This window comes from Streptomyces sp. NPDC104761 (assembly GCF_055583445.1).
On sequence record NZ_JBVJNZ010000019.1, the window covers coordinates 115,121 to 140,971 of the forward strand.

At 71.6% G+C, this 25,851-nt stretch carries 22 protein-coding genes; 11 read left to right on the forward strand and 11 right to left on the reverse strand.

Annotation, left to right across the window (positions count from 1 at the left end):
- Positions 1 to 101 precede the first annotated feature (101 nt).
- The 4 genes from ACZ63F_RS37440 to ACZ63F_RS37455 form a co-directional block, all read right to left on the reverse strand.
- Positions 102 to 1,223 (reverse strand): hypothetical protein, encoded by a 1,122-nt coding sequence (locus ACZ63F_RS37440; RefSeq protein ID WP_469718065.1) that lies wholly within the window; start codon positions 1,221 to 1,223, stop codon positions 102 to 104.
- Between the two features lie 93 nt (positions 1,224 to 1,316).
- Positions 1,317 to 1,982, reverse strand: a complete 666-nt coding sequence (locus tag ACZ63F_RS37445) for a hypothetical protein (RefSeq protein WP_469718067.1) — start codon at positions 1,980 to 1,982, stop codon at positions 1,317 to 1,319.
- A gap of 302 nt (positions 1,983 to 2,284) precedes the next feature.
- On the reverse strand, positions 2,285 to 3,919 hold the full coding sequence (locus tag ACZ63F_RS37450; protein ID WP_469718068.1) for a M48 family metalloprotease: 1,635 nt from the start codon (positions 3,917 to 3,919) through the stop codon (positions 2,285 to 2,287).
- A 152-nt stretch (positions 3,920 to 4,071) separates the two neighbouring features.
- A complete protein-coding gene (locus tag ACZ63F_RS37455; protein WP_469718070.1) occupies positions 4,072 to 5,190 on the reverse strand; it encodes a hypothetical protein in 1,119 nt (372 codons plus the stop codon).
- Positions 5,191 to 5,309: 119 nt separating this feature from the next.
- Here ACZ63F_RS37455 and ACZ63F_RS37460 point away from each other — a divergent pair, with 119 nt between their 5' ends.
- The gene (locus tag ACZ63F_RS37460; RefSeq protein WP_351959446.1) at positions 5,310 to 6,467 is read left to right on the forward strand and encodes a cystathionine gamma-synthase; all 1,158 of its coding nucleotides are present in this window, start codon (positions 5,310 to 5,312) and stop codon (positions 6,465 to 6,467) included.
- A gap of 113 nt (positions 6,468 to 6,580) precedes the next feature.
- On the opposite strand, the gene ACZ63F_RS37465 is transcribed toward ACZ63F_RS37460, so the two are convergent.
- The 3 genes from ACZ63F_RS37465 to ACZ63F_RS37475 form a co-directional block, all read right to left on the reverse strand.
- Positions 6,581 to 6,829 carry a hypothetical protein gene (locus ACZ63F_RS37465; RefSeq protein ID WP_469718071.1) on the reverse strand — a complete coding sequence of 83 codons (249 nt, stop codon included), beginning with the start codon at positions 6,827 to 6,829 and terminating at the stop codon, positions 6,581 to 6,583.
- Entirely contained in the window at positions 6,826 to 7,332 is a 507-nt protein-coding gene (locus tag ACZ63F_RS37470; RefSeq protein ID WP_352354596.1) for a sigma factor-like helix-turn-helix DNA-binding protein, read from the reverse strand. Before ACZ63F_RS37470 ends, ACZ63F_RS37465 begins: the two co-directional genes overlap by 4 nt.
- 195 nt (positions 7,333 to 7,527) lie before the next feature.
- Positions 7,528 to 8,028, reverse strand: coding sequence for a MarR family winged helix-turn-helix transcriptional regulator (locus ACZ63F_RS37475; RefSeq protein ID WP_457700196.1), 501 nt, complete (start codon positions 8,026 to 8,028; stop codon positions 7,528 to 7,530).
- A gap of 163 nt (positions 8,029 to 8,191) precedes the next feature.
- Between ACZ63F_RS37475 and ilvA the strand changes: the two genes are divergently transcribed.
- From ilvA to ACZ63F_RS37490, 3 genes are all read left to right on the forward strand, one after another.
- Positions 8,192 to 9,421 carry a threonine ammonia-lyase gene (gene ilvA / locus ACZ63F_RS37480; protein ID WP_469718072.1) on the forward strand — a complete coding sequence of 410 codons (1,230 nt, stop codon included), beginning with the start codon at positions 8,192 to 8,194 and terminating at the stop codon, positions 9,419 to 9,421.
- A 218-nt stretch (positions 9,422 to 9,639) separates the two neighbouring features.
- Positions 9,640 to 10,656: an ATP-binding cassette domain-containing protein gene (locus ACZ63F_RS37485; RefSeq protein ID WP_469718074.1), complete on the forward strand. Its 1,017-nt coding sequence runs from the start codon at positions 9,640 to 9,642 to the stop codon at positions 10,654 to 10,656.
- Positions 10,657 to 10,673: 17 nt separating this feature from the next.
- Positions 10,674 to 11,453, forward strand: coding sequence for an ABC transporter permease (locus ACZ63F_RS37490; protein ID WP_391374075.1), 780 nt, complete (start codon positions 10,674 to 10,676; stop codon positions 11,451 to 11,453).
- A 246-nt stretch (positions 11,454 to 11,699) separates the two neighbouring features.
- Here ACZ63F_RS37490 and greA read toward each other — a convergent pair whose 3' ends face one another.
- Together greA and ACZ63F_RS37500 are read right to left on the reverse strand one after the other, a co-directional pair.
- Entirely contained in the window at positions 11,700 to 12,200 is a 501-nt protein-coding gene (gene greA, locus ACZ63F_RS37495) for a transcription elongation factor GreA (RefSeq protein ID WP_352354584.1), read from the reverse strand.
- Positions 12,201 to 12,368: 168 nt separating this feature from the next.
- On the reverse strand, positions 12,369 to 12,767 hold the full coding sequence (locus ACZ63F_RS37500) for a DUF4307 domain-containing protein (protein ID WP_469718075.1): 399 nt from the start codon (positions 12,765 to 12,767) through the stop codon (positions 12,369 to 12,371).
- Between the two features lie 140 nt (positions 12,768 to 12,907).
- Between ACZ63F_RS37500 and mca the strand changes: the two genes are divergently transcribed.
- Both mca and ACZ63F_RS37510 read left to right on the forward strand, forming a co-directional pair.
- On the forward strand, positions 12,908 to 13,789 hold the full coding sequence (mca, locus tag ACZ63F_RS37505; RefSeq protein WP_469718077.1) for a mycothiol conjugate amidase Mca: 882 nt from the start codon (positions 12,908 to 12,910) through the stop codon (positions 13,787 to 13,789).
- The gene (locus ACZ63F_RS37510) at positions 13,782 to 14,015 is read left to right on the forward strand and encodes a hypothetical protein (RefSeq protein WP_351959458.1); all 234 of its coding nucleotides are present in this window, start codon (positions 13,782 to 13,784) and stop codon (positions 14,013 to 14,015) included. Before mca ends, ACZ63F_RS37510 begins: the two co-directional genes overlap by 8 nt.
- 6 nt (positions 14,016 to 14,021) lie before the next feature.
- On the opposite strand, the gene ACZ63F_RS37515 is transcribed toward ACZ63F_RS37510, so the two are convergent.
- Positions 14,022 to 17,222 carry a tetratricopeptide repeat protein gene (locus tag ACZ63F_RS37515; RefSeq protein ID WP_469718079.1) on the reverse strand — a complete coding sequence of 1,067 codons (3,201 nt, stop codon included), beginning with the start codon at positions 17,220 to 17,222 and terminating at the stop codon, positions 14,022 to 14,024.
- Positions 17,223 to 17,328: 106 nt separating this feature from the next.
- Complete coding sequence (locus ACZ63F_RS37520; protein ID WP_469718080.1) at positions 17,329 to 17,760, reverse strand: hypothetical protein; 432 nt, start codon at positions 17,758 to 17,760, stop codon at positions 17,329 to 17,331.
- Positions 17,761 to 17,977: 217 nt separating this feature from the next.
- Between ACZ63F_RS37520 and ACZ63F_RS37525 the strand changes: the two genes are divergently transcribed.
- The 5 genes from ACZ63F_RS37525 to ACZ63F_RS37545 all read left to right on the forward strand — a co-directional run bounded on the left by ACZ63F_RS37525 (position 17,978) and on the right by ACZ63F_RS37545 (position 25,721).
- On the forward strand, positions 17,978 to 18,637 hold the full coding sequence (locus ACZ63F_RS37525) for an ArsR/SmtB family transcription factor (RefSeq protein ID WP_469718081.1): 660 nt from the start codon (positions 17,978 to 17,980) through the stop codon (positions 18,635 to 18,637).
- Between the two features lie 99 nt (positions 18,638 to 18,736).
- Complete coding sequence (locus ACZ63F_RS37530) at positions 18,737 to 20,779, forward strand: thioredoxin domain-containing protein (protein WP_469718082.1); 2,043 nt, start codon at positions 18,737 to 18,739, stop codon at positions 20,777 to 20,779.
- A 307-nt stretch (positions 20,780 to 21,086) separates the two neighbouring features.
- Positions 21,087 to 22,382 carry a glycosyltransferase family 2 protein gene (locus tag ACZ63F_RS37535; protein WP_469718084.1) on the forward strand — a complete coding sequence of 432 codons (1,296 nt, stop codon included), beginning with the start codon at positions 21,087 to 21,089 and terminating at the stop codon, positions 22,380 to 22,382.
- Between the two features lies 1 nt (position 22,383).
- Complete coding sequence (locus tag ACZ63F_RS37540; RefSeq protein WP_469718085.1) at positions 22,384 to 24,336, forward strand: right-handed parallel beta-helix repeat-containing protein; 1,953 nt, start codon at positions 22,384 to 22,386, stop codon at positions 24,334 to 24,336.
- On the forward strand, positions 24,333 to 25,721 hold the full coding sequence (locus tag ACZ63F_RS37545; RefSeq protein WP_469718086.1) for a right-handed parallel beta-helix repeat-containing protein: 1,389 nt from the start codon (positions 24,333 to 24,335) through the stop codon (positions 25,719 to 25,721). Before ACZ63F_RS37540 ends, ACZ63F_RS37545 begins: the two co-directional genes overlap by 4 nt.
- Positions 25,722 to 25,851: the final 130 nt, after the last annotated feature.

The following is a 25,851-nucleotide window of genomic DNA, read 5'->3' on the forward strand; positions in this document are numbered from 1 at the left end:
CCGGAGGGTGAGAATCCAGCGGTTCCGCTCCCCAACGAGCAGTAACTCCTGCTCTGGGACGCATGGTTCGCCGTCACCCCGTACGGACAGCCGCGGACCGATCAGAGTACCGCAAGTGATTTCTCTATGCGCCGCGATGCGCCCTCGTGTGTGACCCACCTGCTCAGCGTCTCCAGCTCGATCCGTGCTGTCCGGTCCCCGATCAGAGCCAGGGCGACAATGCCGGCTTCGGCCACCTGAGGGGCGCGGGGAGCGTCCCCGGACCGATTGTCCAGGCAGGTCTCGACGAGGCCGGCGAGAGCATGGACGGTGTCCGACCGAGACGGAAGGAAGGAGAGCATCCAGGCGAGTCCACGCAGCACGTGGGAGTTGTAGGGGTCGAAGCACGCGTTCACGTCGAACCTGAGATGCGGATGGCCGACGAGCGGGAGAGTCCGCTCCAGCCCGACCAGTTCGAGCCACCTCAGCACAGCGCGCCGTGCCTCCTCCGGGCCTACGGCGTCCAGCAGGGCCGATCCAGCGCGTCTCCACTTCGCGGAGGGGGCGTCGGCCGTCGCGGGAGCCGCATGCTCCAGCAGTCGCTGCCACGGCTCTCCTCGGGCAGCTGCTTCGCGGAGAGCCGTGTCGGCCCACGGTTCACCGGGGTTGAGCACCGGACCGGGGAAATGGGCCAAAAGGTTCCGCATCCCGGGTTCCCTGCCGTTCGCGGCCGCATGGGTGCGCCGCAAAGCAGGCAGGTGCGCGGCCGCGCCTGTGCGCCGGAAGGCGGCCAGGACGGCCGTACCGGGAGTACGCCCGGCTGCGAGTTCCGCATCGGCCAGCTCCCAGATCCGGTGGCCGGACCAGACGACGAACTGGTCTCCCAACCGGGAGAGCAATTCCTGGCGTTCGGCAGCCAACAGGTCTCCGTCAAGGTCACGGACAACACCGGAGGCGACCATGAGCAGTTCGGTGCGGAGGTATCCCGAACCCCGCCCGAACTCCTCGACCGCCCCATCGTCTTCCACCTGGGCGTACCAACGGGCCCACATTCCACCGAGCTTCAGCCGGTCCTGGTCCGGCAGTCCTCGGAGAAGCGCCATGTTCTCGGCCCCCACGCCGGTCATGGAGCCGTTGTTGCAGGCGGCCCGCATGACCGCGCGAGACAGTTCTGGGAGACTGCCACGCTCGGCGAGGGCGCGGAACTGAGCGGCCTGTTCTGCCAGGACCTGGGTGTTCGCCATCCATCTGCTCATGGTCGGCACAGTAGGACGGGCCACTGACATCCAAGGCGTCCGACGGCAATTGGTCGAGTGGGACCAAAGCGACGGCTCACGTCAGTACCAGCGCACTTGGCCGGCTGCTCCACCGCCCGTGGAGGCGGCGTGGCGGAGAACACGGAGCGGGCCGTCGAGAAGTTCGTCCGCGTCGTGGTCGGGGTCGTCGCCCACCCCGGTCATCCACGCGTGGATTCGCTCGATCGCGTCGCGGCGTGGGATTCCGGTCAGGAGGAGGGTCTCCTCGACCGCGGGCAGCTGAGCACGGACTTGCCCGGCGTCGAGAAGGAAGTCCCCGAACGGGCCCGGCAGCCGCAGCGTCGCATCGGGCCCCAGTGCGTAAGCCAGGGCGGAGAACGGGTTTGCCTTGCGCGCCGTGGCCACGAACAAGCCCTCCCCGACCTCGGGGGGAAACTGGGCCATGACGCTGTCACGCACCTCCTCTGCGTGGTCGGAATCGTCGTGACAGGCGTCGAGGAACGCGCTCAGCCGAAAGGCGTCCTCGTCGGCGCTCCAATCGCCGGGAGAACGCGTCGACGGAGTGAACATGGGTGCCTGCCCCTTGCTTCGCCACCACTCCAGCCCCCCGGGCACGGCACAGTGCACCGATGCCGACACCGAGTTCTGAGCCGGAGCGCTCAGTACATTCCGTACCTCCTGGTCAGGCACCGCGCCGATGATCCACGCACCTGTGACGCTCAACTTCGCCTCCTTCTGCACCGCCACCCGAACTCGCGCATTCTCGGCCGTCGGTAGGACGGCCGTCCGTACGGCGGGTCCACAGCGAGAGGTCGCTGCTCGTCGCCACGCCACTGAACGCGAGATCAACTTGTCGGCACGCTGCTGTGCGCCGAGGGAACCCACGAGGCGCACACGTTCACGTTGCGGGGTGCGTGTCCCCTCGCTTGGGAGCCGCTCGCGCACGCGCGCACAGGCGGCGGGGCGGCGGTCGCGCGGCCCGCGGATCGGTTCGGGGGGATCTCCGGCGGTGCCGCGGTGGCCTGGGGGGAGGCCGCTCCGGGGCCGGGTCAGGCCGGCTGTGGGGTCGGTGGCAGCAGTGCCCGTAGCGGGCCCGTGTCGGGGTGGTCGGCCAGCGCGGCGGCGACCGCGGCGTGCAGCGCGGCCTCCGTGCCCGTCTCCCCGTCGAGGTCGGACGCGGAACCGGGCAGCCGTACCGCCGCCGGGCGTGACCAGGAGAACTCCCAGTGCAGCAGCGACCGGGCGCTGAACTCGGCCAGCACCATGCTCCGGAGCGCGTCGCGCAGCACCGGCCGTACGGAATCCCGGAACGCCGGGTCCTGCGCGTTCGCCGCCTGTTCGGATGACGGCAGCCGCTGTGCCAGTTGCCACAACCGGCCGTCGTCGATCAGCCGGAGCAGCGCGGGCAGCGTCGGCCGGCCCTCGGTGTGGACGGCGAGCGCACGGTGCAGGGGAGTGTCGAGCGAGGCCAGCCCCGCCGCCATCGACGAGCTCAGCAACTGCTCCCACTCCCCGGCCCGCTCGAACCGCCGTACCTCGTCGGTCAGCACCGCGTCCTCCAGCTCGGCCAGGGTCCGGGCCGGGTCGGTGAGCAGGGCGACGGCCGGACCGTCGTCGTCCGCGTCGCGCCCGTCGGCGGGCAGTTCCTCGATCCGCCGCACCCGGTCGGCGATCGGCGGATGCGAGTCGTACGGCGATCCGGGCTCCGTCGGCAGGTGCTCCCGCAGCCGCGCCAGTTCCGTCTCGCGCGCCGTCAGCATCCGGGCGAAGCCGCCAAAGAACTGCCCGCGCGGCGGGAGTTGCCGGGCCGGCAGGCCGAGCGTCGCGTACGCGTCGAGGTAGAAGCCGTGGGCGGCGGACAGAACCGGGAGCTCACGGAGCGCCGACGCCGTCGCGTCCCGGCCGGCGATCCGCGCGGCGGCCAGGTCGGCGGCGTACTCCTGCGCGCGGGCCGTCGACAGCGTGGCCCGCATGTAGACCTTCGCGTACGCCGTGTAGACCGCCGCCATCAGCCGGTACGTGATGCCGGCCCCGGCGGTGTCGATCTTCCTGGCCTGTCTGCCCTTCGCGGTGCGCCTGGCCGCGGCCTTCTCCTGCCGGGCGCGTTCGGCGGCCTCCTTGCCGGCGGCCTGCGCGTGGAAGTGTTCGACGGTCCGGGCGATCTGCGCCCGGCCGCGCACCGCGAGCACCGACAGCCGGGTGTCTCCGCCGGTGAAGTGGCCGTACTCATGGGCGAGTACGGCCTTCAGCCGGGCCTCGGTCAGCCCGGTCAGCAGCGGCACGCCCAGGTAGAGGTGGCGCGGTCCGGGGCGCAGGCCGAGCAGCCGGGGCTCCTCACTGACCCCCGCGTTGACGTCACCGGTGAGGACGACGGCGTCCGGCGCGCGGGTGCCCGTGGCCGCCGCGAGTTCCCGCACCAGCGCCCACAGCCGGGGCTCGTCGGCCTCCGTGACCGGGAGGCCGGGCGGGTCCTCGCCCCTGGGGGTGCGGAGCATGAACATGCCTCTGACGACCGGGACCGCCAGCAGCAGCGAGACGATCACGATCTTCCCGGCGAAGGCGTCGGGCGCCCACGTCACCGCCGCCACGTCGACGACGGCCGCCACCGTCAGCAGAACGAGGCTCAGCAGACAGAAACCGCAGAGCAGAACAAGGGCGCGCAGCGCCCGCAGAGTCGCGCCCATCGGGCAGATCCCCCCACCAACGGAAACCAACCGAACCCGAGCGCCCCGAAGGGGCGCTGGGGGTACCCCCAGTCGAAGGCGGGGGGGCGGAACTGCGCGATCGACCCCCACTCACCCGCAGCCGACACTCGACGTGTCTTCTCGTCGGCCTCTCAGCTGTGCAGCGTCGCCGGGCTCCCGCCGTTCGCCTCGTAGCCCGCCACCGCCAGTGCACGGAAGAGAGCGAACTCGGCCGCCGGGTTCGCCGACAGCGTCCAGGGCAGGGCCCCGACATGCCCGTCGACCCGTATCAGCTCGCCCATGGCCTCCGCCCAGCGCTCGGAGCGGACCAGGAAGAAGACCAGCAGGTGACGGACGTGCGCGAGCATCGGGTCGTCCTGCCGGGCCGAGTGCACCGCGTGCAGGGCGCCGTGCACGGCCTTGGTGACGACCTCGCTCTGGTAGAAGCTCACCACCAGGTTCACCTCGGGCAGGTGCTCGAAGACCGCGAACAGCGGCATCGCGGCCAGCAGCGAGCCCTGCGGGGCCCGGGCGGCGGCGGCCTCGGCGAAGGAGTACGCCAGCTCGCGCGAGCCGTGCCACTTCTCGCACCAGTAGTGCAGCGCCGCGAGGTGCGCCCCCATGTGCGTCGGCGCGCGGTCCAGGATCTTCAGCCACAGCTGCTCGAACTCCGGCTGCGGGTAGTTCAGCCCGCGCGCGACCGACAGCTCGATGATGTACGGCACCGGGTCGCCGGGGGAGAGCAGCGCTGCCTGCCCGCAGGCGTCCCTGGCCTCCTCCATGATGATCCGGAAGTCGTCGGTGCCGGGCACCGACGTCCGCCACGCCTGCTGCACCAGGAACTCCGCGTGGACGGCGGCGCCGCCGGCGTCCTTGGGCTGCTCGGCCCGCCAGACCCGCAGCCACTGCCCGCCCGGCGTCTCGCTGACCCCGCCCGGTCGCTCCTTGAGCTCCAGCGCAGCCGCGCCGGCGAAGGCCTGCACGCGCTGCCAGCGCAGCTCGCCCGCGATCTCCGTGCCCGCGAGCAGCTGCGAGGCCGCCCGGTAGTCCTGGGTGCGCTGCACCACGTCCAGGACGTCCAGCAGGTCCTGGTCGGGGCCGGGCATGCGGACGTCCAGGTCCTCCTCGCGCACGAAGCCGTAGTCCGCCGGATCGGCGGCGTCCGGGTGGCTCGGGTGGACCTGCTCGATCATGCCGCGCCGCCGCCGCAGGACGGGGAGCAGCACGAAGCTCAGCAGGAGCGCCGCCATCAGGGCCCAGAGAATCGCCATGCGTCAAGCGAACCAGACGGCGCCGACAATTGGCCAACCGGTGCCCCGGCCTGTGGACAACCGGCACCCCGGCCTGTGGACGACGCACCGGGACCGTCGGAGCACTAGGCTCGTCCACCATGAGCGACAGGCACCACATCAGTCAGCACTTCGAGACGCTCGCCATCCACGCGGGCAACACGGCGGACCCCCTCACCGGTGCGGTCGTACCGCCGATCTACCAGGTCTCGACCTACAAGCAGGACGGCGTCGGCGGTCTGCGCGGCGGCTACGAGTACAGCCGTAGCGCCAACCCGACCAGGACCGCCCTGGAGGAGAACCTCGCGGCCCTGGAAGGCGGCCGGCGCGGGCTCGCGTTCGCGTCCGGGCTCGCGGCCGAGGACGCCCTGCTGCGCACGCTGCTCAGCCCCGGCGACCACGTGGTCATCCCGAACGACGCCTACGGCGGCACGTTCCGGCTGTTCGCGAAGGTCGTCTCCCGCTGGGGCGTGGAGTGGTCCGTCGCCGACACCAGCGACCCGTCCGCGGTGCGGGCCGCGATCACCCCGAAGACCAAGGCGGTCTGGGTGGAGACCCCCTCCAACCCGCTGCTCGGCATCACCGACATCGCCGCCGTCGCCCAGGTCGCCCACGACGCCGGTGCCCGGCTCGTCGTCGACAACACCTTCGCCACGCCCTACCTCCAGCAGCCGCTCGCGCTCGGCGCGGACGTCGTCGTGCACTCGCTGACGAAGTACATGGGCGGTCACTCGGACGTGGTCGGCGGTGCGCTGATCGTCTCCGACCAGACGCTCGGCGAGGAGCTGGCCTACCACCAGAACGCGATGGGCGCGGTCGCCGGGCCGTTCGACTCGTGGCTGGTGCTGCGCGGCACCAAGACGCTCGCGGTGCGCATGGACCGGCACAGCGAGAACGCCACCCGGATCGCCGACATGCTGAGCCGGCACGCGCGCGTGACGCGGGTCCTGTACCCGGGCCTGCCCGAGCACCCGGGGCACGAGACCGCGGCCAAGCAGATGAAGGCGTTCGGCGGCATGGTGTCCTTCCAGGTCACCGGGGGCGAGGAGGCGGCCGTCGAGGTCTGCAACCGCGCGAAGGTGTTCACGCTCGGCGAGTCCCTGGGCGGCGTCGAGTCCCTGATCGAGCACCCGGGACGCATGACGCACGCCTCGGCGGCCGGCTCCGCCCTGGAGGTGCCCGCCGACCTGGTGCGTCTCTCCGTGGGCATCGAGAACGTCGACGACCTGCTGGAAGACCTCCAGCAGGCGCTCGGCTGATCGTTTCACCGGTCGCCGACCGGTCAGCCGTCCGATCCGCCGGCTGACGAGCGGTGCGGCGGCTGACGAGCGGTGCGGCGGCTGACGAGCGGTGCGGCGGCTGACGACTGGTCTTACCAGCCGACGATGGGTGGAGTCGTCGTGGACGGCGGCTCCACCCACGGATGCACCGTCGCCGCCCAGACCGTGAACGCCACGGCCGCCACGCACAGCAGCAGCCACAGCAGGCGGCGGGCCCTGCGCCGGCGCCGCAGCATCCGCCCGCCCCGGCGCAGCACCGCGCCGTAGAGGTCGGGCGGTACCGGTGGCGTTGTCCGCTCCATGACCCGCCGGGCCGCCGCCTCGCGTTCGACACGGTTCACGACGGCGCCACCTTCGCCCCCAGCACCGCGGGCGCCGCCTTCCGCGGTGGATGCAGCAGGGTGGCCGTCGCCCGGTCGCAGAGGGCGTGCACGCGCTCCGCGGGCAGGCCGAGCAGCGCCGCCGTCTGCTCCTCGGCGACCCCCTCGTACAGCCGCAGCACCAGGATCAGGCGCTCCTGGGGCGTGAGCGCGGCGAGGGCGCTGCGGGGGTGCGGGCGGGTGCGGCTGAGCGGGCCGCCGTACTGGTGCCAGGCGGAGTTCGCGAAGCGCAGGGCGAGGTGCTGACGGGCCAGGTCGTAGGGGTCCTCGCCGCGCAGCCGGTCCCAGCCCGCGTACGTGTGGGCGAGCGCGAGGGTCAGCAGGCGCCGCGCGCGGGGGTTGGCGTCCGGCGCCTCGGCGGTCAGCAGGGTGGCGGCATGCAGCAGCCGGCCGGCCGCGCCCGCGACGAACGCCTCGAACTCCCGGGCCCGGCGGGCGTCCTGCAGAGCCTGCCGATCACGCACCGCCCCTCCTCGGCTGTGAGGGCCCGGACACGGTCACACCGGGGCCCGGTCTCATATGAGGCCAGGGCCGGGCCCACGGTCAAGAGCCGCGCGGCATGCGCGCGTGACGGATACGTGCGGTACGCGCGCGTGGCGGATATGTGCGGTACGCGCGCGTGGCCGGTGCGGCGGCGGCCTACGGGGGCCGGTCGGCGGTCAGGAGGCCGGCGGGGTGTCCGTGCCCGGCGGCACCGCCATCCGCGCCGACAGTGCGCTGTTGAAGCGGGTGAGCAGCGCGCAGAACGTCTCGCGCTCCGCGGGCTCCCAGTCCTGCGTCAGCTCCGCCATCAACTGGCGCCGCGACGAACGCACTTCCTCGAGCCGCGACAGCCCGCGCGGGGACAGCTGGAGCACCACGGCCCGGCCGTCCTCGGGGTGCGAGGTGCGCTTGACGAGCCCGGTGTCGACCAGCGGAGCCACCTGCCGGGTGACCGTGGACGAGTCGATCCCCATGCTCGCGGCGAGCGCCTTGACCCCCATGGGGCCTTCCTTGTCGAGGCGGTTGAGCAGCAGGTACGCGGCGCGGTCCATGGAGTTGCGCACCTGCCCGACGCCGCCGAGCCGGGTCTGTTCGGCACGGCGGGCGAACACCGCCACCTCGTGCTGCAGAGTGTCGAGGAGACCGGTGTCACCGACGGTCGTCATGTCCATCGACATTTCAGGTGTTGTGGGCATGGCCGGGGGCTCGCTTCATGAAAGGAGTGCTGATGTGGGGGACAGAGTACGCGGACAGGGGGCGAGCCGTACCGGCGCTGCGCAAACCGGTCTCGGAGCTTGGTCACACCCGCGCCTTCGGTCTGTGAACTGCGAGACTTGAGTCATGAGCTACAGCACGGCTGACTCCTTGCGCCCCGTCACCCTCGACGACGTGCGGGGCGCCCAGAAGATGCTCACCGGCGTGGCGCGGGCGACCGCGATGGAGGGCAGCAGGTACCTGTCCCAGCTGGTCGGCTCGCCCGTACACCTCAAGTGCGAGAACCTCCAGCGGACCGGTTCGTTCAAGCTGCGTGGCGCCTACGTCCGGATCGCCGGGCTGCTGCCCGAGGAGCGCGCCGCCGGGGTGGTCGCCGCGAGCGCCGGGAACCACGCGCAGGGCGTGGCGCTGGCCTCGTCGCTGCTCGGCGTGCACTCGACCGTGTTCATGCCCAACGGCGCCCCACTGCCCAAGATCAGCGCCACTCGCGAGTACGGCGCCGAGGTGCGGCTGCACGGCCAGGTGGTCGACGAGACACTGGCCGCCGCCCAGGAGTACGCGGCCGAGACCGGCGCGGTGTTCATCCACCCCTTCGACCACCCGGACATCATCGCAGGTCAGGGCACGGTGGGGCTGGAGATCCTGGACCAGTGCCCGGAGGTCGGCACGATCGTCGTCGGGATCGGCGGCGGCGGGCTCGCGGCCGGGATCGCGGTCGCGGTGAAGGCGGTCCGGCCGGACGTGCGGATCGTCGGCGTCCAGGCGGCGGGCGCGGCCGCGTATCCGCCCTCGCTGGCGGCCGGGCGCCCGGTCACGGTGGCGAACCCGGCGACGATGGCCGACGGCATCAGGGTCGGACGGCCCGGTGACGTGCCGTTCGCGCTGGTCGAGGAGCTGGTCGACGAGGTCCGCACGGTGAGCGAGGACCAGCTGTCCGCCGCGCTGCTGCTCTGCCTCGAGCGGGCCAAGATGGTCGTGGAACCGGCCGGGGCCAGCCCGGTCGCGGCGCTGCTCGGTGAGCCCGGCGCCTTCGCCGGACCGGTGGTCGCCGTGCTGTCCGGCGGCAACGTCGACCCGGTGCTGCTGCAGCGGGTGCTGCGGCACGGCATGGCCGCGCAGGGCCGCTACCTGGCCGTACGGCTGCGGCTCACCGACCGGCCGGGCGCGCTCGCCACCCTGCTCGGGGTGCTGTCGGCGGTCGACGCGAACGTCCTCGACGTGAGCCACATCCGCACCGACCCCCGCCTCGGGCTCGCGGAGGCGGAGGTCGAACTCCACCTGGAGACCAAGGGGCCGGCCCACTGCACCGAGGTCGGCCGGTCCCTGCGCGAGGCGGGTTACACGGTCATCGACTGAGCGCGGCGGCCGTTCCCCGGCGGTAAAGTCCCAGGCCGGCGCCTGTTCATTCACTCGTTCGAGGAAATCCGTCGACGGACGCGATACATCGCGTTATGGTGTGTCACGTGGCCACCGCGCCCTCTCCCGCCCGCCGTCGCGCCGGCGGAAAACCATAGGCGGACCGAGGGCCGCATACCTAGCCTTCTCTCAGCATCCCCGACGACGTGGAGACCCATATGCCAGGCGCCATCTATGCCGAAGGTCTGGTCAAGACCTTCGGCGACGTAAGGGCTTTGGACGGCGTCGACCTCGACGTACCCGAAGGCACGGTCCTCGGACTGCTCGGGCCGAACGGAGCCGGCAAGACGACGGCCGTCCGCTGCCTGACGACCCTGCTCCGCCCGGACAGCGGCAGGGCCGTCGTCGCGGGCATGGACGTCCTCGGGCAGCCGGACGCCGTACGCCGTTCCATCGGCCTGTCCGGACAGTTCGCGGCGGTCGACGAATACCTCACCGGCCGCGAGAACCTGCAGATGGTCGGCCAGCTCTACCAGATGCGGGCCAAGCAGGCCAAGGTCCGCGCGGTCGAGCTGCTCGAGCAGTTCCACCTCACCGACGCCGCGGACCGCCCCACCAAGACCTACTCCGGCGGCATGCGCCGTCGCCTCGACCTCGCCGCCGCCCTCGTCGTCTCCCCGCCCGTGATGTTCATGGACGAGCCGACCACCGGCCTCGACCCGCGCAACCGCCAGCAGCTGTGGGAGGTCATCCAGCAACTGGTCTCCGGCGGTACCACCCTGCTGCTCACCACCCAGTACCTGGAAGAGGCCGACCACCTCGCCCACGACATCGCGGTCGTCGACCACGGCAAGGTCATCGCCCAGGGCACCTCCGACGAACTCAAGGCCCGCACCGGCGGCGAGCGCGTCGAGGTCGTGGTGCACGAGCGTGAGCACATCCGGACCGCCGCCGAGGTGCTGCGCGGCTTCGGCAAGGGCGACACCACCGTCGAGGAGCACACCCGCAAGCTCACCGTCCCCGTCACCGGCGGCGCCAAGCTGCTCGCCGAGGTCATCCGCGAGCTGGACTCCCGGGGCATCGAGATCGACGACATCGCCCTGCGCCGCCCCACCCTCGACGACGTCTTCCTCTCTCTGACCGGACACGTGGCCGAGGAGAAGCCCGAGGGCAACGGCGAGCAGGCCGGCAAGCAGGCGAACAAGAAGAACCCCCGCAAGGAGGCCGTGAAGTGAGCGCCGTGAACGACTCCATGGTCGTGGCCCGCAGAAACCTGATCCGCATGGGCCGGATTCCCGAGATGCTGATCTTCGGACTCATCCAGCCCATCATGTTCGTGGTGCTGTTCACCTATGTCTTCGGCGGCTCGATCACGGTCGGTTCCTCCACCTCCACCCAGGCCTACCGCGAGTTCCTGATGGCCGGCATCTTCGCCCAGACCGTCACGTTCGCCACGGCGGGCGCCGGCGCAGGCATCGCCGACGACATGCACAAGGGCCTCATCGACCGCTTCCGCTCCCTGCCGATGGCCCGCGGCGCCGTCCTGACCGGCCGCACCCTCGCCGACCTGGTCCAGACGGCACTCACCCTCGTCGTCCTGGCGATCGTCGCGGTGATAGTCGGCTGGCGCACCCACGAGAACCTCGGCAAGGTGCTCGCCGGCTTCGGCCTGCTCCTGCTGCTCGGCTACGCGTTCTCGTGGATCGGCGCACTCATCGGCCTGACCGTACGCACTCCTGAGGCGGCGACCTCGGGCGGTCTGATCTGGCTGTTCCCGCTCACCTTCATCTCCAACGCCTTCGTGGACGCGAACCACCTGCCGGCCTTCCTGCGCCACATCGCGGAGTGGAACCCGTTCAGCGCCACCGTGCAGGCGTGCCGTGAGCTGTTCGGCAACCTCCCGCCGGGCTTCAACGCGTCCGACGCCTGGCCCATGCAGCACCCCGTCTGGGCCTCGCTGATCTGGTCGGTCGTGATCATCCTGGCCTTCCGCACGCTCGCGGTCCGCAAGTACCGGCGGGCGGCCGGCTGACGACAGCGGCAGCGCCGGTCAGGGCAGCGTCCAGAACCGGACCGCGTTCCAGACCTTGAACGAGGACACGCCCGGCCGCTCTGGCGGTCGCCGGATGACTTCGGTGATGGTGTTGAGGTCCATGAGAACCGTGACCTACGCCTACGGGGGACAGGCGGGCACCCACACCCTCGCGCCATTTTACGCCGGGGTACGACAAAGCCCCCGGCGTCCCGTGGACGCCGGGGGCGGATGTCTGTCCGGGGATCAGCCCGAGTAGGGCTCGGCCTTCAGGATCTTCACCGAGGCCTTCTTGCCGTTCGGCAGCTCGTACTCCGCGTCCTCGCCCACCTTGTGGCCGATCACGCCGGTGCCCAGGGGGGACTGCGGGGAGTACGTCTCGATGTCGGCGCTGGCGTACTCGCGGGAGGCCAAGAGGAAGGTCATGGTGTCGTCCTCGTCGCCGTCGAAGGCGATGGTCACCACCATGCCGGGCGCGACGGCGCCGTCCGCGGACGCCGGGGCCTCGCCGACCTTGGCGTTCTCCAGAAGCTGGGTCAGCTGGCGCACACGGAGCTCCTGCTTGCCCTGCTCCTCCTTGGCCGCGTGGTACCCGCCGTTCTCGCGCAGGTCGCCCTCCTCGCGTGCGGCGGCGATCTTGGCGGCGATCTCCGTGCGCGCAGGACCAGACAGGTACTCCAGCTCGGCCTTGAGCTGGTTGTACGCCTCCTGGGTCAGCCAGGTGACGTTCTCGCTGGTCTGGGTCACAGGTGCTCCTCGTCGGTACTGGGAATACAAAGCATCGCCCTACCCGGAAGCATGTTCCTTCTTGGAAGGGCGAAACCACGAGCCTAACAATTCAACGACGGAAGGGGGAGGACATAAGCCATCAGAATTACGTCAACGCAGGTCAGCGCCTACGTATTCCGGCTGACGTCAGTCGGCGTGGCAGCCGAGCAGCTCCGCCGTGGTGCCCCGGGCCGTCGTACGGAGGGTGACCACCCGGTCGATCTCGGTCGCGGAACCGGTGAAGTGGAAGTCCGCCCGGCCCACCTCGGAGCCGTCCGCCGCCTGGGAGCGCAGCGTGCAGTAGCCGGAGGCGCCGGAGTCCTTGTGGACCTCCAGGTGCACCTCGACCGCGTTGGCCGATGCGGCGAAGGTCACGACCTGGGCGCTGATCTTGTTCTGTACGACATAGTGGTAGGCCCAGTAGCCCACCAGGACGAGCAGCAGGGCACCCAGCACCGCACCGGCGACCTTGAGCTTGCGGTCGGCGCGCTCGTCCGAGGAGCTGCCGTAACGGCCCTCGGGCAGCCGCGTGCTCGCGGTACTCATGATCGTCCTCCTGGCAGGAACCGCCCCCGGACCCGCTCGGGAACCGGGCCCCGGAATTATTCGCCCCCCGATTCGGTCACTATAGAAGCCGCCGATCGCACCCCATGACACCGGGGCGCCGACTTACCAAGGATTGAGTCTTGACTGACCAGCTGCGACTGATGGCCGTCCACGCGCACCCCGACGACGAGTCGAGCAAGGGCGCGGCCACCATGGCGAAGTACGTGTCCGAGGGGGTGGACGTGCTGGTCGTGACCTGCACGGGCGGGGAGCGCGGCTCCATCCTCAATCCCAAGCTGCAGGGCGACAAGTACATCGAGGAGCACATCCACGAGGTACGCAAGAAGGAGATGGACGAGGCCCGCGAGATCCTCGGCGTCAAGCAGCAGTGGCTCGGCTTCGTCGACTCCGGCCTGCCCGAGGGCGACCCGCTGCCGCCGCTGCCCGAGGGCTGCTTCGCCCTCGAGGACGTCGACAAGGCGGCCGGCGAGCTGGTGCGCAGGATCCGCGCGTTCCGCCCCCAGGTGATCACCACCTACGACGAGAACGGCGGCTACCCGCACCCCGACCACATCATGACCCACAAGATCTCGATGGTGGCCTTCGAGGGCGCGGCCGACGCCGAGAAGTACCCCGAGGCCGAGTTCGGGCCGGTCTTCCAGCCGCAGAAGCTCTACTACAACCAGGGCTTCAACCGCCCGCGCACCGAGGCGCTGCACAACGCCATGCTGGAGCGCGGCCTGGAGTCGCCGTACGGGGACTGGCTGAAGCGGTGGAGCGAGATGGAGCGCACCGAGCGCACCCTGACCACGCACATCCCGTGCGCGGACTTCTTCGAGATCCGCGACAAGGCGCTGATCGCGCACGCCACGCAGATCGACCCGGACGGCGGCTGGTTCAAGGTGCCGATGGACGTCCAGAAGGAGGTCTGGCCGACCGAGGAGTACGAGCTGGCGAAGTCGCTCGTCGACATCTCCCTCCCCGAGGACGACCTCTTTGCGGGCATCCGCGACAATGCCTGACATGAGCGCAAGCCTGGCACTGACGCACCTCGTCCCCCTCGCCAAGGAGGTCGACGAGAACAAGGTCACCCCCGGAGTCCTCGGCTTCATCGTCTTCGCGGTGATGGCCCTGGCGGTCTGGGGTCTGATGAAGTCCATGAACAAGCACATGCAGAAGGTCGACTTCAAGGAGTCCGCCCAGACCGGGGCGGACTCCAAGACGCCGACGGCCGACCCCAGGAGCTGACCGGCGTCAGATCGCGGCCGGTACCGGCACACCCATCACCTCGCGGGCGTGCCGGCCGGGCACCATGCCCAGACGCCAGGCCTGCCAGCCCGCCTCCAGCTGCACTCCGCGTTCCAGCAGCAGGCCGTACGCCGTGACGTACTCGGCCAGCTTCTCGTCGCGCAGCGGGTGTGCGGCGCGGGCGAGCTGGGCCAGGTCCTCCTGGGCGACGGCGGTGCCCACCTCCACGCCACCGGGCGCGGCGTACGGCAGCAGGGTGCAGCGCAGGAAGCGCGCCCAGTCCTCGCCGCGCCGGTCGCCGTACGACGTGAACAGGGTCACCGCCTCGTCGCACAGGGCGAGGGCCTGCTGGGTGCGGGTGTTGCCGGCGTCGACGACGGCCAGCTCCAGGCAGGTCCAGGCCTCGCCGTGGACCACGCCGATGCGCTGGAAGTCGGCCCGGGCGTCGACCAGGAGCTGGCGGGCGAAGCCCGAGTTGCGCAGCGAGCCGGTCTGGGCCGCCCGCTGGTCGCGGGTGACCCGGGCCGAGTGGTGGCGGGCGCAGGCCAGGCCGTAGACGTCCCGCATCCGGGAGAACATCGACCGCGAGCGCTCCAGTTCGCGGACCGCCTGGTCCAGGGTGCCGGTCTCCTCCAGGGCCAGGCCCAGGTAGTACACCGTCCAGGCCTCGCCGCGCGCGTCCTCGTTCTCCCGGTGCCGGGCCGCCGCCGCCCGCAGTCCGTCGGCCGCCGGGGACGCGTCGCCGGCCACCAGCCTGGCCCGCGCCAGCTGGGTCAGCGCCCAGGCCTCGCCGCGGGCGTCCCGGGTACGGCCGTACCGGTCCAGCGCCGCCCCGAGCTCCCGCTCCGCCCGCGGCACGTCGCCCATGCGCAGCGCCAGCTGGCCGAGCTGGAAGTGCGCCCAGGCCTCGCCGTGCACCGAGCCGCCCTCCCGGTGCAGGACGAGCGAGCGGGTGAGCAGGTCGAGGGACTCCGGCAGCCGGGCCCGGTCGCGCTGCACCGCCGCCAGCGCGTGCATCGTCCACGCCCGGTCGGTGGCCAGCCCGGGGGCCGCCTGGAGATCCAGGGCCTCCTGGAGCTTGGCGGCCGCCTCGGTGAGGTTGCCCTGGTGGTGCAGGGTGATCCCGAGCGAGCACAGCGCGCGGGCCGCGCCGGCGTCGTGATGCGCCTCCAGGTAGAGGTCGACGACGGAGGTGAGCGTGGTGCGGGCCTTGTCCAGCTCGCCCAGATGACGGGCCGCGATACCGGTACGCCACTGCACCGAACGCACGAGAAGACCCTGGTCGACGGCTTGGGCGAGCTCGCTGATCTCGCCGAGCCGGTAGAGGTCGCCCCGCAGCAGGCAGTAGTCGCACAGCGCGCCCAGCAGGTTCTGCACGGCCGTCTGGTCCACGCCCTCCGCGTGCCGCAGCGCCGCCGTGATGAAGCTCGACTCGTCGTCCAGCCAGCGCAGCGCCTCGTCGAGCGAGGTGAAGCCGTGCGGGCTGAACCGGTCCGAGCGGGTCGACATGTTCCCGTCGACCAGCCGCAGCACCGAGTCGGCCAGCTCCGCGTAGTTCACGATCAGCCGCTCCTGCGCCGCCGTGCGGTCGGCCGGGGATTCCTCGTCCAGGAGCCGGGCCTGGGCGAACGAGCGGACGAGGTCGTGCAGGCGGTAGCGGCTGCCCCGGACGTGGTCGACCAGGCCCGCCCGGGTGAGCGCGACCAGGTGCCGGGTGGCCTCCGCCTCGTCGGCGCCCAGCAGGGCGGCGGCGGCCGCCGCGCCCATCGAGGCCCGGCCCGCCAGCGCCAGCCTGCGCAGCAGCCGCCGCCCGGTCTCCGGCTGGTCGGTGTACCGCAGCCACAGCACCCGCTCCACCGGCCCGACCGGACCGTAGGCGCCCAGGTCCGTGGCCAGCTGGAGCGGTGAACGCGAACCCAGCGACGACCCGGCCACCCGCAGCGCCAGCGGCAGCCCGCCGCACAGCTCGCGGATCCGGTCCGCGGACTGCGCGTCGTACGGCCCCGACGCGTCCTCGGCCGCCGCGTCCAGGAGCTCCTCCGCGCCGGCCGCGTCCAGCGCCGTGACCGGCAACTGGTGCACCCACGCGGCCAGGTCGGCGGGCAGGTCGAGCTGGTCCCGGGCGGTGACCAGGACCAGGCTGTCGGAACGCTCCGGCACCAGCGTGCGCACCTGCTCCGGATCCGAGGCGTCGTCCAGCACGATCGTCACCGGCAGCCCCGTCAGGTGCTGGTGGTACAGCTCGCTCAGCCGCTTGACCTGCTGGTCGGCGGAGGAACGCTCACGGAACAGCAACTGCTCGCGCGGCGCGCCCAGCCGGTTGAGCAGGTGCAGCAGGGCGTCCCGGGTGGGCAGCGGCGGCTCCTCCCGGCTGGCGCCGCGCAGGTCCACGACGACCGCGCCCCGGAAGAGGTCCTTCAGCTCGTGGGTGGCCCGGACCGCGAGGGCGGTGCGGCCGGAGCCGGGCTCCCCGTGCAGCACCACGACGGTCGGCCGGGTCTCCGTGGCCGCCCGGGCCGCCTGCGCCCACTGCCGGATCCGCGCCAGCTCCTGCTGCCGGCCGGCGAACGGGCGGCCCGCGTCGGGGAGCTGACCGAAGGACTGCTCCAGCACCGACCGCCGCCGGGCCGCCGCGCTCTTGTCCGCGCCGCGCAGCCCCGGGCCCTGTTTCTTCGGTCCCGTGGAGGCGCTGAGCACCCGCTGCTGATCGAGGAACGGCCGGATGCCCCGCACCTCCAGCGCGGTCAGCCACTGCAGCCGCAACTGCTCGGGGCCGCCGGGCTGGCCCGCCGCACCGGCGTGGTGATGAGCGGCGGGCAGATGGGAAGCGGCTGCCTTGACGACCGTGGCGGCCGCCCCGATCACCCCGACGGCCACGCCGGCGCCGAGCGCCGTGGCCGCCCCTGTGCCCAGGGAGAGATCGGCGACGGTGGCGGCGACCGCCGCGACGGCCGCGACCAGCAGGGGAGTTCCCGAGCCCTCCTTGGCGTAGCGCCGGCCGAAGCTCGGCCGCTCGGCCTCCGTCTCGTCGAGGGCGTGGGTGTACGCCGCGTACTCCTCGGCGGCCGTCCGCTCCATCTCCGCCAGCCCGTCGCGCGCCCGGGACAGCAGCACCTGCCCGTCGACGCGGCCGCCCGAACGGCGGACCTCCTCCTCCACGGCCCGTACCAGCAGCCGGTCGGCTTCCGCCCGATGGGCGTCCCGCATGTTCCGTCCCCCTCCACCGGCAACTCCTCTGCCCACAAGTGTCCTTGGGGAGGGACGCGATGGCGAGGGGGCGGCGATCAGGGGGTGGGTGAGGGTTCCGTGGTGGCTACCGGGCGGCCGGGCCGGGCTGGGCGGCCATCCGGCCCCACCCCTTGGACAGGGCCAGGTACACGCAGGCCGCCGCCAGCCCCGCCTCGGCCACCGCGCTCGCCAGCGCCTCCAGCAACTCGGTGCCCACCGCCGACGTCGTTATGTCGAACCACGCGTCCAGCACCGCGACCGATGCCGTGGCCGACGCCGTGAGCCGGGCCCGGGCGTCGCCCCGCAGGCCCAGTACCGCGGTCGCCGCGCACCCCGCCGCCATCAGGACGTCCAGCCCGATCCACGCCACCGCCCAGTTGTGCACCTCGGTCTTGGTGGGCAGCGTCAGCGCCAGCACCACCATCCACGGCACGAGCAGCACGGCGGACGACCCGAGAAGGATCAGTGCCCACCGCTTCAGCCGCCTCATCCGCTTCGCCTCTCGGGTCTGCACCACCGTTAACCGTTCCAACACCTGGTTCCCCTCGTCTTGTTCCGGATGCGTGGCTGTGGAACCTGTGAATCGCAGGGGTCTTCCGCCATTGCCGGGCCATGGCTTCACGGTAGACAGCAGAGAAAACTCTGCAAAGAAAATTCGGCAGACCTCAGGGGAGAGTCGGGGAGGCTCAGGGATGTCTCAGGGTTCTCAGGGTTCTCAGGGTTACGGTGACCGCATGACCGACGGCACGCCCCGCAGGACCGGAGCACCCGAGCCCGCCGCACCCGCCGAGAAGCCCGCCGCCCGCAGCGAGGCACCCGCCGAGCTGACCAGCCTGGAGCGCACCGCCCTCTACAAGTCCCTCGGCAACCCCCTGCGCCGCCGGATCCTCGACTACCTCGGCCGGCACGGCGAGGCGAACTCCACCGTGCTCGCCCGCGAACTCGGCGAGAGTTCCGGCACGACCAGCTACCACCTGCGCAAACTCGCCGAGCAGAAGCTCATCGAGGAGATCCCCGAGAAGTCGGGCGGCCGGGAACGCTGGTGGCGGAGCCTGCCCTTCAGTCACACCACACCCGACCCGGCCACCATGACGACGGAGGAGTACACCGCGGCCGAGCACCTCGCCCTCCTGAAGATCGAGGTCGACACCAGGCTCTTCCGCCGCGCCCACGAGGAGTACCGCGGCCCGCAGGGCTGGGCCCAGGTACAGCGCACCGGCACCTGGATGACGAAGGCCGACCTCCACGCCTTCGTCCGCGCCTACCAGGAACTCCTCGACCGCTACAGCCACCCCGACGACGCCGTCCCCGAGGGGGCGCGCCGGGTGAACCTGCGCTTCTACGCGGCGCCGGACACGGGGGACGAGGGCAACGGTGCCCTGACAAGCCGGTGACGCCGGGCGGTCGGCGAGACGGCCGCGGTCGGCTGAGAGACGGTCCGACGCGCGGCGGGCGGGAGCCCGTGGGGTGAGGCCGTGGGGGAGGATGGGGGTATGCCGAACCGACTGGCTCACGAGACGTCCCCCTATCTCCTTCAGCATGCCGACAATCCCGTCGACTGGTGGCCGTGGTCGGAGGAGGCCTTTGAGGAGGCGCGGCGGCGAGGGGCTCCGGTGCTGCTCAGCGTCGGCTATTCGAGTTGCCACTGGTGTCACGTTCTCGCGCGGGAAAGCTTCGAGGACGAGGTGACGGCAGCCTTCATGAACGAGCACTTCGTCAGCATCAAGGTCGACCGTGAGGAGCGTCCGGACGTCGACGCCGTCTACATGGAGGCCGTGCAGGCCGCCACCGGGCAGGGTGGCTGGCCGATGACGGTGTTCCTCACCCCGGATGCCGAACCCTTCTACTTCGGTACGTACTTCCCGCCCGCCCCCCGCCACGGCATGCCCTCGTTCCGGCAGGTGCTGGAAGGGGTGCGGGCCGCGTGGGCGGACCGGCGGGACGAGGTGGCCGAGGTGGCCGGGAAGATCGTCCGGGATCTCGCCCAGCGGGAGCTGGGGCACCAGGGCGGGCGGCCGCCCGGTGAGCAGGAGCTGGCGCAGGCGCTGCTCGGGCTCACCCGCGAGTACGACACGCAGCGCGGCGGATTCGGCGGTGCGCCCAAGTTCCCGCCGTCCATGGTCATCGAGTTCCTGCTGCGGCACCACGCCCGGACCGGTTCCGAGGGCGCGCTGCAGATGGCCGTGGACACCTGCGAGCGGATGGCCCGGGGCGGCCTCTACGACCAGCTCGGCGGTGGGTTCGCCCGGTACTCCGTCGACCGTGACTGGGTCGTGCCGCACTTCGAGAAGATGCTGTACGACAACGCCCTGCTCTGCCGGGTGTACGCCCACCTGTGGCGGGCCACCGGGTCCGACCTGGCCCGTCGGGTCGCCCTGGAGACCGCCGACTTCATGGTCCGCGAACTGCGCACCGCCGAGGGCGGGTTCGCCTCCGCGCTGGACGCCGACAGCGACGACGGGAGCGGGCGGCACGTCGAGGGCGCGTACTACGTGTGGACGCCCGCCGAACTCCGCGAGGTCCTCGGCCAGGACGACGCGGACCTGGCCGCCCGGTACTTCGGGGTCACCGCGGAGGGCACCTTCGAGGAGGGCCGGTCCGTGCTGCAACTCCCGCAGCAGGAGGGCGTGTTCGACGCCGAGCGGATCGAGTCCGTCCGGCGGCGGCTGCTGGCCGCACGGGCCGGCCGCCCGGCCCCGGGCCGGGACGACAAGGTCGTCGCCGCCTGGAACGGCCTCGCCGTCGCCGCGCTCGCGGAGACCGGCGCCTACTTCGGCCGCCCCGACCTCGTGGAGGCCGCCGTCGGCGCCGCCGACCTCCTCGTGCGGCTCCATCTCGACGACCGGGCACGGCTCGGCCGCACCAGCCGGGACGGCAGGGCCGGTGCCAACGCGGGCGTCCTGGAGGACTACGGCGACGTCGCCGAGGGCTTCCTCGCGCTGGCGTCCGTGACCGGCGAGGGCGTCTGGCTGGAGTTCGCTGGACTCCTCCTCGACCATGTCCTGGCCCGCTTCACCGACCAGGAGAGCCCGGAGAGCGGTGCCCTGTACGACACCGCGGCGGACGCCGAGCAGTTGATCCGCCGGCCGCAGGACCCGACCGACAACGCCACGCCCTCGGGCTGGACCGCCGCCGCCGGTGCGCTGCTCGGCTATGCGGCCCACACCGGTTCCGAGCCTCACCGGACCGCGGCGGAGCGGGCGTTGGGGATCGTCCGCACTCTCGGGCCGCGCGTGCCGCGCTTCGTCGGGTGGGGGCTCGCCGTCGCCGAGGCGTTGCTGGACGGTCCGCGCGAGGTCGCGGTCGTCGGACCGGACGCGGCGGATCCCCGCACGGCCGATCTGCACCGTACGGCACTGCTGGGCACGGCGCCCGGTGCGGTGGTGGCCGTGGGGACGGTGGGGAGCGACGAGTTCCCGCTGCTCGCGGGGCGGCCGCTGGTCGGTGGGGAGGCGGCCGCGTACGTGTGCCGCAACTTCACGTGTGATGCGCCGACCGTCGATCCGGAGCGGCTGCGGGCGGCACTGGGGGGCTGAGGATCGCCGGAGCCCGCCGGAGCCCCCAGCCCCCCTTGCGGGGGCGCTGTGCTCGGTGTCTTGAAACATGCCATTTATCAGTCGAGTTCACGCTCTTCACATCACCCCCATAAGATCCACCCAGTGCCGTGACAGGTGTGACCCGCCGTCACGGTTGGGGCGGGACGGGCGTGAAGACTCTGTAAGTGAAGTTCGTGTTTTGTGTGATCGCCGTTCACTCACGCGCCCCTAGCATCGCTTGAGCAGTGCCCGGTTCTGACGTATTTCGGACCGCGGCAGTCGTGTCATGTGGGGGGAGAGCGCAACATTGTCCGAGTTCTTCGACCAGGTCTGGTCGTGGATCGTCGAGGCCGTGGGGGAAACTTCGTGGCGAGAGCTGATGCCGCTGGGGCTGGCCGGACTGTTCGTCTGGGCCCTGTGGTTGTACCGAGCGGTGCTCTCCCGGTTCGCCAAGCCAGTCGTCAACGACTTCCGTACCAGCGTCTCCGTGGTGGTCCCGGCCTACCGGGAGGACCCGGAGATCCTGCTGGAGTGCCTGGAGAGCTGGCTCGCGCAGGATCCGGCCGAGATCATCATCGTTCCTGACGTGGAGGACCACGAGGTACTGCACCGGCTGTCGCTGGTGGAGGACCCCCGGGTCCGGGTGCTCGCCTTCGAGCACAGGGGGAAACGTTCCGCCCTGGGGGTCGGCATACGGGCCGCCACCAGCGAACTCCTCGTCCTGGCGGACTCCGACACCCGCTGGGAGCCGGGTCTCCTCGACGCCGTGCAGATGCCGTTCGAGGACCCGGCGGTCGGCGGTGTGGGCACCCAGCAGAACGTCTACCAGCGCACCACCAGCGTCTGGCGCCGTGTCGCCGACTGGCTGGTCAACCTGCGTTACTACGACTACGTTCCGGCCATGGGCCGCGCCGGTGCCGTGGCCTGCCTGTCGGGCCGTACCGCCGCCTACCGCCGTGAGGCGGTCCTGCCGGTCCTCGAGAACCTGGAGAACGAGTTCTTCTTCGGCCGCCGCTGCGTGGCGGGCGACGACGGCCGGCTGACCTGGCTGGTGCTCGCCTCGGGCTACAAGACCGTGCACCAGTCCTCCGCGCGGGCCGTCTCCATGTTCCCCTCCTCCTTCCGGGCCTTCGTGAAGCAGCGCGTCCGGTGGAGCCGCAACTCCTACCGGTGCTACCTGACCGCGCTGTACAAGGGCTGGCTGTGGCGGGTCCCGCTGGTCACCAAGATCACGGTGCTGCAGATCCTGCTGACCCCGGTGACCATGGGCATGGCCCTCGGCTACCTGCTGACGAGCCGGCTGGACTTCAGCGGCCGCGGCATCGTCCTCACCCTGATCTGGCTGCTGCTGGGCCGTGCCGTCCGCGGCTACTCGCACCTGCGCAGGCACCCGCAGGAGATCCTCCTGCTGCCCCTGACGGCCCTCGTGGTCATCATGATCTCGCTGCCGATCAAGCTCTACGCATTCGTCACCATGAACAAGCAGGGCTGGCTCACCCGCACCAGCACCAGCGTCGGAGGCGAGGGCCAGAGCGCGGCCACGCTCTCCGGATCCGCCGGCGGCGGCCAGAGCCACACCGCCCTCCAGCCCGAGGTGATCTGACATGACCACCCCCCTCATGACGCATCCCACGACGAGGAGAAGACCCGGCCCCGGCACCCGGCTGCGCCGGGCCGGTGCCAGGACGGCGGCCCTGCTGGGCGCCTTCGCGGTGGCGGCGACGCTGCTGCTGGGCACCTCGGCCACGGCCCACGCCGGCGGGAACGGCGACAAGAAGCAGAAACCGGCCGTCGAGGACGCGGAGACCGAGGCCGCGCTGGTCGCCGACGAGGACCACCGGCTCAACCAGGTACGGGCGTTCAGCTCGGTGGCGCCCCTGCAGAGCACCAAGTGGACGGTGCCGTACCGGCTGGACACCGACAACGGGTACACCCTGGTACTCACCCAGCGCAGCACCGCCTACACCATTGCCGACCTGCTCAAACTCGCCCCGCAGACCTTCGTGCGGCGCAAGGACGGCTCGTACCTGCTGACCGAGAACATCTACCTCAACGTCGGCGCCAAGCTGAAGCTGTCCAACCCGGGCGGCCTCACCCTGCGGATGGCCAGCAACCGCAGCGGCTTCGTCTCCATCGTCTCCTTCGGCGGCGAACTGGCCCTGCAGGGAACCGCCCAGGCGCCGCTGACCGTCACCAGCTGGGACCCGCAGGCCAACAAGGCCGACAGCGACGTCCGGGACGGCCGCGCCTACATCCGCACCATCGGCGGGCAGTTCGAGATGACGCACGCCAAACTCGCGGACCTCGGGTTCTGGAGCGGCCGTACCGGCGGGCTCAGCCTCACCGGCACCGACCGGCCGAACACCGGTTCGCTGGAGGACACCGGCCAGGTGCACGGCAAGACCGCGCGCGAGCGGGCCGACCGGCAGGGCGACGAGAACGACCAGAACACCTCCAGCGGTGACGTCACGGCCATGCCCTCGGGTGAACTGACCACTCCCGACGCCCGGTTCTCGACCGGCGGCATGTCCTACGTCTCCGGGTCGATCACGCACTCGACCATCACCGGCAACGACTTCGGGATCTTCATCTCCAGCGCCACCGGGATCGAGATCAGCGACACGACCGTGGAGAACAGCCTGCAGGACGGGGTGGTCATGCACCGGTTCGTCTCCAGCTCGCTCGTGCAGCGCACGGTCGCCAAGGACAACGGCGGCGACGGCTTCATCCTCTCCCGGGCCACCCAGCAGGTGCGGGTCAGCGGCTCCACCGCCGAGGGCAACGGCGGCAACGGCTACACCCTCAGCGGCAAGCCACTGGCCGACGGCCCCTCCGCCTCCGGGCAGGCCGTCGACAGCTACGGCTCCAACTCGGTCGCCAACAGCGTGGCCAAGGACAACGGCCGCTACGGCGTCGAGGTGCTCGGCGGTTTCGACGTCGGCGTGCAGAACAACCGCATCGAGGGCGGCGACATGGGCATCGTGGCCCGCCTGGCGGCGGACAAGGTGTCCATCACCGGCAACCGCCTGAGCGGCCAGAACCGGCAGGGCATCTCGGTCCGCGACGGCGTCACCGACGCCACGGTCACCGGCAACATCATCGACGGGCCCCAGACCGGCGTCTACGTCCGCGACTCGGACGCCGAGATACGCGGCAACACCGTCCAGGACGCCACCAACCACGGCGTCAGCCTGGTCGGCGCCGTGGACGGCACCACGGTCTCCTACAACGTGATCGGCGGGGTCGGCCCCAGCGCCCTGGACTCCAGCCGCTCGCACGGCGGTGCCGACATCAAGGAGAACCAGACCTTCGCCTGGTACGACACCAGTTCCTTCTGGGTCAAGGTCAAGCACTACGCCAGCCCGATGACCCTGCTGTGGACCGGCATCCTGCTCCTCATCCTGTTCTCGGCCGCCATGGGCCGGCGCAGGCGGCGAGCGGCCGGGCAGGGTGCGGGCATCGTGCACCCGTACTCCGACAAGGCGCCGCTGCCCGCCCCGCCGCCGCACGAGATCGCCGTGGTCGGCCGCCGCCGGGAGCCGGTGATGAGCGAATGAGCCAGGACACCCCGGCGGGGCCGCCCGACGACGGCGTTTCGTCAGACGGCGGCGTTCCGTCACACGGCGGCCTTCCGGGCGACGGTGGTCCGGGCGGTGGCGGCCTTCCGGGCGACGGTCGTCCGGGCGGCGACGGCGGTCCGGGCGGCGGTGGCGGCTCCGCACCGGCCGGGTCCGCCGTGGAGCGGGCGCGCCGGATCTGGCTCGCCGGCGGGCCGCCGCTGTGGGTGGCCTCGGCCGCCCTGCTGATCTCGGTGGTGGCGCTGATCGTGGCGGCCGTCTCGGCCGGCGACGAGCGGCCCGTCGTGTACGGCGCCGGCCCCACCGCAGGCCCCACGATCCCGGTCGCCGAACCCGGCGACGACGGGGACGGCACCGGCGACCCCGGCGACGCCGGCGCCACGGCCTCCGATCCGGCACCGGGCGGCACGGCGGCCACCGACGGCCCGGCCACGCCCACCGCGACCGGCCCGGCCGCCGCCTCAGGACCTGTGAAGTGCCCGGCCGCCACCGTCACCGTCAGCGACGCCAAGTCCCTGAAGGACGCACTCGACCAGGCGCGGCCGGGTGACGTCATCGAGATGCGGGACGGGGTCTACCCGGACCGCTTCACCGCCGCCACCCCGGGTACGGCGGACCGTCCGATCTTCCTGTGCGGCGGTCCCGGCGCGGTGATCGACGCCGGCGGTATCGACGGCGGCTACGCCTTCCACCTCGACGGCGCCAGCCACTGGCGGCTGATCGGCTTCACCGTGCGCAACGGCCAGAAGGGGGTCATGGCCGACCGGGTCCAGGGCTCCGTCATCCAGGGCCTGACCGTCGAGAACATCGGCGACGAGGGCATCCACCTGCGCGACTTCAGTTCCGGCAACGTGGTCGAGAACAACACCGTCCGCGCCACGGGCAAGCGCAAGGAGCAGTTCGGCGAGGGCATCTACGTCGGGTCGGCGGAGTCCAACTGGTGCACCGTCACCGACTGCAAGCCCGACAAGAGCGACGACAACGTGATCCGCGGCAACCAGGTCAGCGACACCACCGCGGAGTCCGTCGACATCAAGGAGGGCACCACCGGGGGCTCCCTCATCGGCAACACCTTCGACGGCACCGGTCTCAGCGGGGGTCACGACGACTCCTGGGTCGACGTCAAGGGCAACGACTGGCTGATCAAGGGCAACACCGGCCGGCACTCCAACGAGGACGGCTTCCAGACCCACCGGATCCTCGACGGCTGGGGCACCGGAAACGTGTTCCAGGCCAACACCGCGCAGGTGGACGGCCCCGGCTACGGCTTCCACTTCGCGCCCGTCGAGAACAACAAGGTCACCTGCGACAACAAGGTCACCGACGCGGCGAAGGGCCTCGCCAACATCGCCTGCTCCTCCTGACGGCGTGGGGGCCGGTCCGCACCCCGGGCCCACAGCCGCGGGTTCCCCTTTTTTCCTCTCCTTCCCCCCCCGCCCCCCCACCCCTTCTCCGCATGCTGTCTTTCCGCCCCGACACCCCCTCCGAGGCACC